This is a genomic window from Shewanella sp. 10N.286.54.B9 (assembly GCF_041468565.1).
Lineage (GTDB): Bacteria > Pseudomonadota > Gammaproteobacteria > Enterobacterales > Shewanellaceae > Shewanella.
In genome coordinates this window covers 14,509-27,480 of the sequence record NZ_JBFRIY010000015.1, presented here as the reverse complement: position 1 = coordinate 27,480, position 12,972 = coordinate 14,509, and the positions used below count along the sequence as shown (strand labels likewise).

Annotated in this window: 10 protein-coding genes; 5 read left to right on the top strand and 5 right to left on the bottom strand. The window is 43.6% G+C overall.

Annotated features, from left to right (window positions below):
• Nucleotides 1–166: 166 nt before the first annotated feature.
• The 5 genes from csrD to AB4135_RS04740 form a co-directional block, all read right to left on the bottom strand.
• Complete coding sequence (gene csrD / locus AB4135_RS04760) at nt 167–2,083, bottom strand: RNase E specificity factor CsrD (protein ID WP_371990763.1); 1,917 nt, start codon at nt 2,081–2,083, stop codon at nt 167–169.
• Nucleotides 2,084–2,509: 426 nt separating this feature from the next.
• On the bottom strand, nt 2,510–3,760 hold the full coding sequence (locus AB4135_RS04755; protein WP_371990761.1) for a malic enzyme-like NAD(P)-binding protein: 1,251 nt from the start codon (nt 3,758–3,760) through the stop codon (nt 2,510–2,512).
• Between the two features lie 183 nt (nt 3,761–3,943).
• Nucleotides 3,944–4,723, bottom strand: coding sequence for a thermonuclease family protein (locus tag AB4135_RS04750; protein WP_371990760.1), 780 nt, complete (start codon nt 4,721–4,723; stop codon nt 3,944–3,946).
• A gap of 276 nt (nt 4,724–4,999) precedes the next feature.
• Nucleotides 5,000–5,212 carry a 50S ribosomal protein L31 gene (gene rpmE, locus AB4135_RS04745; RefSeq protein ID WP_012156969.1) on the bottom strand — a complete coding sequence of 71 codons (213 nt, stop codon included), beginning with the start codon at nt 5,210–5,212 and terminating at the stop codon, nt 5,000–5,002.
• A gap of 190 nt (nt 5,213–5,402) precedes the next feature.
• Complete coding sequence (locus AB4135_RS04740; RefSeq protein ID WP_371990758.1) at nt 5,403–6,140, bottom strand: FimV/HubP family polar landmark protein; 738 nt, start codon at nt 6,138–6,140, stop codon at nt 5,403–5,405.
• A gap of 105 nt (nt 6,141–6,245) precedes the next feature.
• On the opposite strand from AB4135_RS04740, the gene priA reads away from it, so the two are divergent.
• The 5 genes from priA (at nt 6,246) to hslV (ending at nt 12,930) form a co-directional block, all read left to right on the top strand.
• The gene (gene priA, locus AB4135_RS04735) at nt 6,246–8,441 is read left to right on the top strand and encodes a primosomal protein N' (protein ID WP_371990756.1); all 2,196 of its coding nucleotides are present in this window, start codon (nt 6,246–6,248) and stop codon (nt 8,439–8,441) included.
• A gap of 125 nt (nt 8,442–8,566) precedes the next feature.
• Nucleotides 8,567–10,312: an arginine--tRNA ligase gene (gene argS, locus AB4135_RS04730; RefSeq protein WP_371990754.1), complete on the top strand. Its 1,746-nt coding sequence runs from the start codon at nt 8,567–8,569 to the stop codon at nt 10,310–10,312.
• Nucleotides 10,313–10,322: 10 nt separating this feature from the next.
• Nucleotides 10,323–10,892 (top strand): SPOR domain-containing protein, encoded by a 570-nt coding sequence (locus AB4135_RS04725; RefSeq protein WP_371990752.1) that lies wholly within the window; start codon nt 10,323–10,325, stop codon nt 10,890–10,892.
• Nucleotides 10,893–11,069: 177 nt separating this feature from the next.
• On the top strand, nt 11,070–12,218 hold the full coding sequence (locus AB4135_RS04720; protein WP_371990750.1) for a hypothetical protein: 1,149 nt from the start codon (nt 11,070–11,072) through the stop codon (nt 12,216–12,218).
• Nucleotides 12,219–12,405: 187 nt separating this feature from the next.
• Nucleotides 12,406–12,930, top strand: a complete 525-nt coding sequence (gene hslV / locus AB4135_RS04715; RefSeq protein WP_220736851.1) for an ATP-dependent protease subunit HslV — start codon at nt 12,406–12,408, stop codon at nt 12,928–12,930.
• The last annotated feature ends 42 nt before the right edge of the window (nt 12,931–12,972 follow it).

The window sequence follows — 12,972 nt, the reverse complement described above, 5'->3', positions numbered from 1 at the left end:
TTGTGTCGAATTCTGAGAACGACTTTATATTAGTTTGTTAGGAGCACTTATTGAGGTTAGAACAATAGTCTTCTTATGTCATTAGTGTAACCACTAATATCTGAATATTATAGAAAAAACATCCATAAAACCTTTTGCGTTGAACAGCTGTACTATTTATGTACAACTAGATCTCTTCTACAGGTTCGCTAAAGTAGCTCCCTTGCCCAGCGCTCACACCTAAAATTTGCAGTGTCTGCCACTCTTCAAATAACTCAACCCCTTCGGCACATACCTGCACCTCAGTGCGAAATAAACCGGCGATTAAGCTTCTAACAAACAATTGGTTTTCCGCACGCAAGTGTATTTGGTTAACAATAGACCGATGTATTTTAATTAGCGAAATAGGATAACGCTGTAAATATTCAGTACTAACAACCTGCTGCCCAACTCGATCAACACAGACACCAGCTCCCATCTTACTAATCATATCCAGAGGTTCGGTTAACACCTCTTGATTATTGACTAAAATATCCTCATTGATCTCGAAGATAATCCGCGGAACTAAGTGTCGATATTCCAGCAAAGTGGTTTTTAACCAACGAACAAAAGCGCGGCTGGTCAATGTGTCTAAACTTAGGTTTATGCTGAATTTAAGGCTAGTATCATTTTGTTTTGGCAATAGATCAAACAACACCATCTCAATCACTTGCCTCTCTATTTGAGGCGTTAAACCACACTTAATTGCCATCGGTAAAAATAGTGTTGCACGCACCAAGTTACCTTGGGTATCACGCAACCGACAAGAAACCTCTTGATGATGCGCATTTAAATCACTGTCGACGACAGGTTGAGAAAACAAAAACACTCTTTTACTGACTAGCACATTTTCTAAAAAGCTACGCCAACGTACAGAGCCTTTTGATAAGTCGCCGTTAACAGCACCTTTATCATACATAAACCAACTACTGCCTCCCTGAAATTGAGCCGAACGCAGCGCAAGCTCAGCCTCTTCAACTAATGCATCTTTGTCATTACCCTCTTCAAAGTAGGCTCCGCCTAAATGCAGGAAATCATCGGGGGTATCGATAAGGCTGTCTATTCGGCTTAAGCTTGCTTTTAATAATTTTGCTGCCAGTTGATCTGCTTCTTTTTGCGAAATTTGTGGCACGACAACAGCAAACTGATTGTAAGAGCGACGTGAAAAGATGGTATTCGCTTTGCTCACTAGGATTTGGTTAATGGTCGTAATAATTTGAGACAGTATTTCATTGAGCTCTTGCTCACCAATTTCTCGGCTTAACAGATCCAAATCTTCCATCTCAAACAGATACAAAACGCCCGGAGTCATCATGCCGTTGCTATTGCTTAGAGCATCGATACGATTTTTAAGAAACAGACGATTACCAATACCTGTCTCACCATCAAGAAAGGTGTTTGAACGAATAAACTGATCAAACCGAGCGCGCTCTTTATGTGCGTCTTCTAACTCCAATAACAGCTGAGTCATTGCCCTATTAATCATTCTAGGTCTACCATGCCCCCTCTCCGCCAGAGCTTTATCACGCTGACCGCTCAAAATAAGGTTGGCTCGCTGTGCTAAATCTTCAATGCCGTTCAGCTGCTCTGAAAACCATCTAAAACCAAACCGCACAAATAACATCACTGCAATACAGCCTATGACAAGAATCAACCACTCGTAAGCACTCACTTCATGCTTATTAAACGGTTGAGGTAACACCAGCACCATCTTTAGGTCATATTCTAGTTCGCTACTGTATCGCACACCCTGCTGCTGCGCTTTATCCTGCTTATATTCGAACAGTGTTTCAGTGCCCCTGCTAAGCACGAATGACTCCGCCTGATAAGCATGTAATAACGGTGGCAACCAATTATTAAGCTCCCAACGCTGTTCTGGCGCAATACTTACTGCGAATTGCTGCTGCAACATACTTTCAAGCTCTGAGACTTTTTGCTGCTGAAAGGCATATGTAAGCTGAAAGAAACTAAACATAGCTGTAATAAAACAGATAAAGGCAACACCGGCTAATGACATTAGCCAAAAACTGGTGAGCTTCTTGGTAAGAATTCGAGTGAGTATCATTCTGTCCGCTTCCTGCAGGATCTTATACCAATTGCATTAAAAGTTTGACCATTCAGCGGGAATTCAAAACGCTGTAGGAAAGTAGTGGGATTTGAGCTAATAGTTATTCTATATCCAAATCCCATAGCGAATCATACAGCGTTTTGAAACCCGCACTACGTGAGCTCCTCAGTCTTTCCACTTCTGCTTTGCATTGGCTTAAAAGGGAACGACCATTTCTTTACCAATGCGCTTTGAATTGAAAAGGCTGGGGGGCTCTGAACTGGTCAAATACTTAATGCAATTGGTATTATTTTGATATTAACAATAAAACTGAATTGCCAGCTATTAGCGATTATTAAACAGCCGTTAGTAAAAGGCAAAATAAAACGCTAGAAAACAAAAAAGGGACCGAAGCCCCTTTGATAATATCATTAAAATGAGAGATTACGACTCCATATAACCCACTGGCAACGTAGTAATGTTTGCTACACCAGATTCTATAGCTGCAAGCGCTACCGCTTTTGCCACATTTGGCAATAAACGCGGGTCCATAGGCTTAGGAATAACGTAGTCCGCACCAAACTCTAGTGAGCTCACATCAGGATATGCGGCAAGTACTGAAGCAGGAACCGCTTCTTTCGCTAAGTTTGCAATCGCATGCACTGCAGCAATTTTCATCTCATCATTAATCTGCGAAGCGCGTACATCGAGTGCTCCGCGGAAAATGAATGGGAAACACAATACATTATTAACTTGGTTAGGGTAGTCACTACGACCTGTTCCCATGATTAAGTCTTTACGTGTTTCATGAGCGATTTCAGGTCTAATTTCAGGGTCTGGATTTGAGCAAGCAAAAATCACAGGTTTTTCAGCCATCAAAGCAACATCTTCAGCACCCAGTACATCAGGTCCAGATAAACCTAAGAAAGCATCAGCGCCTTTAATCACATCCTGCAACGTGCGCTTATCAGTGTTGTTAGCAAACAGGGCTTTATATTCGTTAATGTCTTCACGACGAGTGTGAATAACACCTTTTCTATCTAGCATGTAGATATTTTCGCGTTGCGCGCCACACTTAACGATCATCGTCATACAGGCGATGGCTGCAGCGCCAGCGCCCATACAAACAAATACAGCTTCTTCAATCGACTTACCTTGGATCTCTAAAGCATTGATCATACCTGCTGCAGTAACAATTGCAGTGCCATGCTGGTCATCATGGAAGACTGGAACATTACAACGTTCAATTAAGGCTTTTTCTATTTCAAAGCACTCAGGTGCTTTAATATCTTCAAGATTAATACCGCCGAATGTGTCGGCAATGGCCTCAACAGTATTAATAAACTCTTCTGAAGTTCTATGTTTAACTTCGATATCCGTCGCATCAATATTGGCAAAATGTTTAAACAATAACGCTTTACCTTCCATCACAGGTTTAGATGCCAATGGGCCTAGATTACCAAGACCAAGAATAGCGGTACCGTTAGAGATCACGGCAACAGTATTACCTTTGCCTGTGTAACGATATGCATTTTCAGGGTTTGCTGCAATCTCACGAACCGGCTCAGCAACACCAGGGCTGTATGCCAGTGCTAGGTCCATGCTCGTTTCAGCGGGTTTTGTAAGGCAAACTGCTGTTTTACCTGGTACGGGTAATTCATGATAATCGAGGGCTTGTTGACGAAGATCTGCCATTTTTCTAATCCTGAGTGCGACTAATATAATCCAAAGCGAAAGGTCGACAGTAAAACGTTTGTTTAGGTTAAGGTCTTTAAAATGTAAACCTAAATAAAATCGTATACTGATAGCCGCTAAGATACTCGAATATAGAAGCATTTCAAATAAGATCTGCCAAATTTTTAACTTTATCGCTATATATTATTTCAAACTGTCTTTTTCAACGGTTATCTGCGATGGATGAGTGCCATTTAGCCGCCATTTACTGTAAGAAAAATACATCTTACCTCGTACTAAAACGGGGCTTTGTAGCAGTTTTAGGTTCAAAATGTTGTCAAACTTACTAATATCTTGCTTAGCTACCATCAAAACTAACTTTTCATCGATTATAAGCTCAAAAAGCTGACCTTTTCTTTCAAACCCTGTTACAACTCCTCGGATCTCTAACCAACGGTTGCTATCCTCTCTTGAAAGAGTTTCCACCGAACGGACTTTGTAGTCTGGATGCTGCCAGAGACCGATATTACTGCGTCGTGCAACAGTTTCAATGTTGGCTAAACACTGCCAAAACATATCATTTTGAAACACCTTTGATTTAGCAAAACCATTAGCAAGCAGTAACTCCTGCAGATGTTCGCCCTGCTCGGTATACACATAGGCGAGTGTGCGCCCATATGGATCCAGTTTACGCTGACCAAATGCTAATTTGAGTGTTTGCCCAGACTTAAGGTGACTTTGTAGAAACGACTTAGCCTCAACAGCATATGGTTGTGATAGCTCGCTAGACTTGAAATCTATTTCAGGCGCATCGACTCCAATCAATCGCACCCTCCGGCCATCTTGCAGAGTAAGGGTATCGCCATCATTAACATAGTCGAGCACTACGGACTCATCAAAACGCATAGGCATACATTGACTCGCCTGCAATAGAGGAGCTGTAAACACCAATAATAAACAAGCGAATAGTTGCAGTAATCTCATTGGCACCTCATACCTATTGCATTTAAGTCGTTAATCAATTCTAAAGCCCTAAACCTTTCAATTCGATAAGCATCTTAATGCGCACTCCATGACGAGACAGGGCTAAATAGAAATGGCCTACTTACCTCTGCATTTTGAATTCCATCTCAAGCGACTATGACTCAATGCGTTTCGATAAAGCCAAGCCTAATATCTCAATCTCAATCTCAATCTCAAATCCAGAATAGCAAAAAGGCGCCGAAAGGCGCCTTTTTAAAATTCAGTGTAGAAGTAAAATTACTTCTTACCAAGTGCACCAAAGCGCTTGTTGAACTTATCGATACGTCCGCCAGTATCCATAACTTTCTGGGTACCAGTGTAGAATGGGTGACATGCACCACAAACGTCTAAATGTAAGTCTTTACCTACAGTAGAGTTAATTTTGATAACGTTACCACAAGTACAAGTTGCAGTGATTTCTGCATAATCAGGATGAATGCCTGCTTTCATTGGAATTACCTCAAGTTTAAGGCCATGTCGCTCTTCCAACCCGAAGTCGGACACCACATGCAGTTAATAGATAGTTTAGGGCGCAGGATGATACAGTAACTCCCCCAGAGATTCAAGCGACCCGTAAATAAAAATCCAAGCCGCTTACACCGCACTATTATCTTATAACTTACAAAAAGTAACTTACGATCTATAAAGGTTGATCCATCGAGTCGTAAAGCTCTTCAGCCGTGACCGCATCACTATATTGATCCAATATAGCCTGAGACGGACATTGTAATTTTGCATCAGCTCTTAAGCCGTTAATGCTACTTTTTCTAAATGCTCTCGGGTTGGCATCAAAGATGGCCAGCATCGCGCCGTACGTACTGATGCTCCAGGCTTTAGACTGACGTAAACCAATGCGCCACAGTGTTTCGCTGCCATTAAAGCCGATATTGCAGTTATCTTTTATGTTCACTTTAACAGTCGCTGTGCTTGCCGTTCGAGTACTGACAATCTCTTTACTATCCTTAACGGGCTGTTGAGTTTTAACTGGCACCGGTTTGCTAGTCACCTTATTAACCGTTTGGCTATCGACACTCTCACCGTTAAATATGCTGAGCACACTGACTTCTCGCCAGCGGTTAATGCGATGCTCTTTAACTACCAGTACCGCTTCGTTATCAACCACATCCTCAACACCGCTAACTAATAATGAAAAACTATTTAGAGATTTTGCTACCAAACGTTCTTCTCCAACTGATTGGCGCAAAAAGAACTGCACCTTATTAGGGTTTTTATGGCTAGAAACAATATTGACCTTTAGCTTAGGATAACCACCCAACTCAAACAGCCGTTGATTGATGCTGACGTGAGAGACTTCTGCAATAACCGTTGTGCTAAATAGCGCTAACGTTGCGAATGCTAATATTATTATTTTTTTCATCGTTTCCTTTCCTAGCATTGAATCCACATATTAGTTAAATCTGACTAGCTCTGACTGACTCGCCTCGGTACACTAACGGCTTATCTCCTATCGAAATAGAGTTTTATGCCTTTGTTTGTTGAGGTCGCACTGCCTGTTCCAATGCGGCAAACCTTTAGCTATCAAGTACCAGACCATATTGACATCGCGCCTCAAAAAGGCATGCGAGTCCAAGTGCCATTTGGTCGTCAGCAGCTGATCGGTCTAATTACTGCGGTAACAGATAGCTGTAGCTTAACGCCAAAACAAATAAAGCCTGTGATTAGCATTTTAGACGATGCTCCACTATTACCTGATTCACTCTATAAACTAACAGCTTGGGCTGCAAGGTATTACTTCTGTAGTCTAGGTCAAATGCTCTCTCAGGCTATACCGGTCGCCCTAAGAAAAGGTGCAGAAGCCAAAGCTGCAACCGTAAACTACTGGAGTTTAACCGATGCCGGACGCGAAGCTGATGTTAACCAACTCAACCGTGCTCCTGCCCAGCGAAAACTATTTAATGCACTCACTGAGCGCGAACTAGAGCATCATGAGATAACCACATTAGCACTGAGTAAAGCAGCACTTAAAGCCCTTGAAGATAAGGACTGGATAACTAAAAAATCACGCATTGGCACTGTCGATTTAAGCTGGCGAACTGAGCTTGAGATGACAGAGGAGCCCCACAGGCTTAACCCGGAGCAAGCCATCGCTGTTGCAACACTGACCCAGCAATCACATTATCACTGCACTCTGCTGGAAGGCGTAACAGGCTCAGGCAAGACAGAAGTGTATTTGGCGCTGCTTGAAACCATTCTCAAGCAGGGAAAGCAAGCACTCGTGCTAGTGCCTGAAATTGGCTTAACCCCGCAAACAATTAACCGCTTTAGACGACGTTTTAATGTCAAAGTGGCCGTGATTCATTCTGGCTTGACCGATAACCAGCGGCTAGATGCATGGCGTTATGCCAAAACGGGGGAAGCTGCGATCATCATTGGTACGCGCTCGGCACTATTCACCCCGATGGCGCATCCAGGGGTGATTATTTTAGATGAAGAGCATGACTCAAGCTTTAAGCAACAAGAGGGGGTCGGTTATCACGCTCGTGACTTAGCAGTTATGCGCGGTCATTTAGAAGATATCCCGGTGTTGTTAGGCACTGCGACACCATCACTAGAGAGCTTACAGAATGCCCTAAGCGGCCGTTATCAGCATCTACAGCTGGGGAAGCGCGCAGGTAACGCCGAAAAAGTGCGCCAAGGGATTGTCGATATTCGCAATCAGCCGCTGCGTTCAGGTATGTCCCACGCACTACTAAATGAGATGCGCATTCATCTCGATGCCGGCAATCAAGTCATTCTATTTCTTAACCGCCGCGGTTTTGCTCCAGCGTTAATTTGCCATGAATGCGGCCATCTACATGAGTGCGACCGTTGTGACGCCTTCTTTACGGTGCATCAAGCACTAGGAGAGATCCGTTGTCACCACTGTAGCAATCAATATGCTATCCCTAAGCAATGTCATCAATGTGGTAGCACCATGCTGGCAGGTCAAGGCGTAGGCACCGAGCAACTGGCGAGCTTTTTAGAAAAAGAGTTTCCTAACCATCCTGTTGTGCGCATTGATCGCGACACCACCCGCAATAAGGGCTCGCTGGAAGGTCACCTCAATGCAATCCATAAAGGAGAATATAAAATTTTGGTCGGCACCCAAATGCTTGCCAAAGGCCATCATTTTCCCGATGTCACTTTGGTCGGCTTACTTGATGTCGATGGTGCACTTTTTAGTGCCGACTTTAGAGCGCCTGAGCGTTTTGGTCAGCTTTACACTCAAGTATCAGGCCGCGCGGGTCGTGCAAACAAACCTGGCACTGTGCTATTGCAAACCCACCAGAGCGATAACGCCATGCTGCGTGAATTGATGCATAAAGGCTACGGTGAGTTTTCACGTAATCAGCTTAATGAACGTAAGCAAGCGCTACTGCCGCCAGCTTGGCACATGATCCTTATTCGCGCCGAAGCGCATCAAGCATCGGACGCCGATGCGCTGCTCAGTCAGATAGGTGCGCTACTGCCACAAAACGAGGAGTGTGAAGTGATTGGGCCAATGCCGGCACCGCTCGACAGAAAAGCCGGTAAGTATCGTCGCCAACTATTATTTCAGACTAAAAATCGCAATCAACTGCAACAAGCCTTCGAACAAGCGCTGCCGCAAATAGAGCAACTACCACTGGCGAAAAAGTGTCGCTGGAGTCTCGATCGTGATCCACAAGATCTACTTTAAATCGAGTTTATTTAAACTAAAGCAGAAAAAGTTCGCTAGAGGATAGTAATTAGGTACCACAAACGGCTAAAATAGTCGGTTACTCCTATTATTTTTCACTACTTGTAAGTGCCGATTAAACGCCAATGAAATCACATACTCAATCTTTACTCGCTGAATCGTTAAATGCCCTTAAACAACAAGGTGTTGTTCCTGCTGATTTTGAAGCCCGCATTCAAGTAGACCGAACCAAAGATAAGAGTCACGGTGATTTTGCGACTAACTTGGCGATGATGCTAACCAAAGCCGCACGCAAGAACCCGCGTGAAATCGCCCAGCTGATCATCGATAACCTGCCGCAATCTAGCCATGTAGAAAAGGTAGAAATTGCTGGCCCAGGTTTCATCAACTTCTTTATTGATGACAACGCACTCGCCAATCAATTAATGGATGCGCTCAATAGTGACCATTTAGGCGTGAGCTTGCCTGAATCGCAAACAGTGGTGGTCGACTACTCGTCGCCAAACCTTGCTAAAGAGATGCATGTTGGTCATTTACGTTCAACCATTATCGGTGACAGCGTAGTACGCTCACTTGAGTTTATGGGCCACAATGTTATCCGCCAAAACCATGTTGGCGACTGGGGTACTCAGTTCGGTATGCTACTGGCTTACATGGAAGAGCTGCGTGCAGCCAATGGCGAACAAGCACAAATGGAGCTTTCAGATTTAGAAAACTTCTACCGCGCCGCTAAAGTTCGTTTCGACGAATCAGAAGATTTTGCCAATCGTGCCCGTAAGCTTGTGGTTGCATTGCAATCTGGCGATGAATACTGCAATAAGCTATGGCGTGAATTTAACGATATCTCACTGAGCCATTGCCATGAGATCTATGAGCGTTTAGGCGTAAGTCTAACTCGCCAAGATGTGCGTGGCGAAAGCTCGTACAATGATGACTTAGAGCAAGTGGTTGCTGATTTAGATAGCCAAGGCTTATTGTCTGAAAGTAATGGCGCTAAAGTTGTCTTCCAAGAAGAGTTCAAGAATAAAGAGGGCGAACCGCTACCGGTTATCATCCAGAAAGCAGATGGCGGCTATCTATATGCCACCAGCGATATGGCCGCAATGCGTTACCGTTCAAACGTATTAAAAGCTGATAGAGCATTGTATTTTGTCGACCTACGTCAAGCGCTGCATTTCCAACAAGTCTTTAAACTGGCTAAAACGGCTAAGTTTGTTCGTGAAGAGATGAGCTTCGAGCACATGGGCTTTGGCACCATGAATGGTGAAGATGGCCGTCCATTTAAGACTCGTTCTGGTGGCGTTGTAAAACTTATTGACCTGCTAAAAGAGGCCGATACTCGAGCACTAGAATTAGTACGCAGTAAGAATCCTGATATGGATGAAGCTGAACTCGCTGAAATTGCGCGCGTTGTCGGTATTGCATCGGTGAAATATGCCGATCTATCTAAAAACCGTACTAGCGATTATATCTTTAGCTTTGAGCAGATGCTCAGTTTTGAAGGTAACACAGCGCCATACCTACTTTATGCTTACACTCGTGTTGCAGGGATCTTTAAGCGTGCACAAGATGTTGATTTAAGCGATGCTAAAATAGTGCTTGAGCATGAAAAAGAGAAAGATCTTGGCACTAAGTTAGCCCAGTTTGGTGAAGTGATGAACCGCGTTGTGAATAAAGGTCAGCCACATGCACTTTGTGCTTACCTGTTTGAACTTGCGGGCGCATTCTCAAGCTTCTACGAAGCTTGTCCAGTACTAGCTGCCGATACTGAAGCGCAGAAGAAGAGCCGTTTGCTACTCGCTCAACTAACAGCTAAAACACTGAAGCAAGGGCTTAACTTGCTAGGACTAGAAACTTTAGAGCGGATGTAATCGTAACACCATGACCAGTCGTGACTACGCAAACCGTAAACCCACGCGCAAAGGCAATGCCAAAAAGCGTGGGTCAAAGGGAAATCCGCCTAAGCGTTTCCCAGTATTAGTATTTATCATTACCCTCGTCGGTCTCGCAGGTTTTGGCTATTTATTATGGCTACTGAGTGATTCAGACGAAACGGTAACAACACCGGTCGTGGTTGAAAAACCAAAGAAAACAGCGGTGAAGAAAGACCCTAATGCGCTGCCACCAGCACCTCAAGAGGAGTGGACCTATCTTGAAGAGCTAGAGAATAAAAAGGTTGAGGTTGATCTTCCAGAGGTTTCAGACAAGCCTAAGCGTCCATATCAGATGCAATGTGGCTCGTTTAGAAAGGAATCTCAGGCTAATCAACTTAAAGCGATGATTGCTTTTCAAGGTTTGGAAGCGCAAGTTCGCAAAGTTAAAGGCACCAGCGGTATTTGGTATAAGGTCGTTCTTGGCCCTTATGACAAGAAGCGCGATGCCGAAAGGCAACGTCATGTGCTGCAAAACTCCGGCACTAACGGCTGCCAAATCTGGTTCTGGGAAAGTTAACTTCCAGCAATCAACAAAATTACAGCACTGCTAATGCAGTGCTTTTTTGTATTTCATACATAGTTTACATTCAGATTGCATAGTAGCGTACAATCGCAACTGTTATTGGGATAAGTCAGGTACACTAATCGCAATCAGAATATCTTATCGTTAAAGCAATGAATAAAGGACTCATTCATGCGCCAGTTTTTTAGTCTACTCAAATGGGCTCTTTTGACACTGCTGCTTGCTCCGATAGCTATGTATGTGACTGTGCTATTCATCAATTTACAAGATACAGCACCATCAACGCAGTCAAAGCAATACCTGGCGCAAATAGCAGAAATCGATCACAGCCTAACTCTAAATCAGCAAGATAACGCTTATATTTTTACCTTAGGTTTTGACGCGGCAAAAGACGACTCGCCGATGACTACTGGGCTCGAGCTTAAAAAAGTTCTGTTAGAAAAAGATCTGCTAAATCCAGTCAACCGCCAGCAAAAGCCGCATTATCAGTTAGTTCAATTACCACTTGAAAGCTGTCTCGCTGAAGATGACTTTTTGGTTGTATGTAAAGCAAACCTCGAACAAAGCAGTAATCTTGCTAAACTCTTAGCTAAAAACCACTGGTTAATTGAGCGCTATCAACAGCTGCTACAAATGCCTAGATGGCAAGACAGCCCTCATTTCAATGCAGATATCAGTGCCATGCCATTTCAACAACTTTTGCTGGCTCAAAAGCTATACCTGCTTGATATTTACCAAAATATCGATAGCACATCAGCAGAATTAATTGTTGCAGCAATCGAGCGAGATATGCTTTTTTGGCTAAAGATATCTAGCAATACCCACATACTGCTAAATAAAATGGTTAGTGTCAGTGCTATATCAGTGAATATGCAACTTGGTGAAGTTATTCTTAGTCAGCCCCCAATAGAGCCAAATATTGCAACTCTCCCTACAAGTTGGAATAAGCCAATGGCGGCCGCAGTACTATCGTTAAACAAGGCTAAGTTAGGTGAGTGGATCTATTTCACAAGGACTATCGCTTCAGCTCAAGCCGATGATGTTAGCGCAGATACCGCAAGCCAAATAGCCAGCAGTTTACTGTCTCCTTTAATGCAAAACCAAGATACTGCCAATCGTTATGCCGCGATTTTAACTAACTCAGGCATACAAACTGACTGTGACCAGGGCTTATCTATCGACGGCATAAGTAGTTATATCTACAACCCGCTGGGAAAATACATCCTCTGCACCGGCATGCCTTCATTTAATGCCTACCAAATGACCTTAGATAAACTCGAGCAACAAAGACAAGCGCTTATCACGCGACTAAAGATATAACCGAGTATGCTCGCCGCGAGCTTACCGCGAGAATTAACCTTATTAACTGTGTCAGTTATTAGTACTGACACAGTTAGCGATTCAAAACATCATCGGCACCGCCCTTGATATTTACTCATCCATCCCCATATCGGTTATATCGTCAACCAGCAGGCACATTGTCGCTGGCTAGAGAAGAGGATTTATCGTGACCACTATCGTATCAGTACGCCGTAATAACCAAGTTGTTATCGCCGGTGATGGCCAAGTTTCTCTCGGTAATACCGTGATGAAAGGCAATGCTAGAAAAGTTCGTCGTCTATACCACAATAAGGTATTGGCAGGCTTTGCTGGCGGTACAGCAGATGCATTTACTCTATTCGAGCGTTTCGAAGCCAAACTCGAAATGCATCAAGGTCATCTTATGCGCGCTGCCGTTGAAATGGCTAAAGATTGGCGTTCAGATAAAGTGCTACGTAAACTAGAAGCACTATTAGCTGTTGCAGATGGCGAATCGTCACTCATTATTACCGGTAATGGTGATGTGGTTCAGCCAGAAAACGACTTGATTGCCATCGGCTCTGGCGGCAACTTTGCCCAATCAGCGGCAACGGCACTACTTGAAAACACCGATCTAAGTGCTCTTGAAATCGCCGAAAAGTCTTTGACTATTGCAGGCGACATCTGTGTATTCACTAACCAATTTAAAACCATTGAAGAGCTTAAGTACTAAATAGTACTCACTTCGATGACTGCTGCTAAAGCATGAGGAAAG

Bases quoted from the DNA above. Each gene is read 5' to 3' on its own strand.
- priA (WP_371990756.1), top strand. From the start codon at position 6,246: ATGCCTTTGTTTGTTGAGGTCGCACTGCCTGTTCCAATGCGGCAAACC.
- argS (WP_371990754.1), top strand. From the start codon at position 8,567: ATGAAATCACATACTCAATCTTTACTCGCTGAATCGTTAAATGCCCTT.
- AB4135_RS04725 (WP_371990752.1), top strand. From the start codon at position 10,323: ATGACCAGTCGTGACTACGCAAACCGTAAACCCACGCGCAAAGGCAAT.
- AB4135_RS04755 (WP_371990761.1), bottom strand. From the start codon at position 3,760: ATGGCAGATCTTCGTCAACAAGCCCTCGATTATCATGAATTACCCGTA.
- AB4135_RS04740 (WP_371990758.1), bottom strand. From the start codon at position 6,140: ATGAAAAAAATAATAATATTAGCATTCGCAACGTTAGCGCTATTTAGC.
- AB4135_RS04750 (WP_371990760.1), bottom strand. From the start codon at position 4,723: ATGAGATTACTGCAACTATTCGCTTGTTTATTATTGGTGTTTACAGCT.
- rpmE (WP_012156969.1), bottom strand. From the start codon at position 5,212: ATGAAAGCAGGCATTCATCCTGATTATGCAGAAATCACTGCAACTTGT.
- csrD (WP_371990763.1), bottom strand. From the start codon at position 2,083: ATGATACTCACTCGAATTCTTACCAAGAAGCTCACCAGTTTTTGGCTA.
- AB4135_RS04720 (WP_371990750.1), top strand. From the start codon at position 11,070: ATGCGCCAGTTTTTTAGTCTACTCAAATGGGCTCTTTTGACACTGCTG.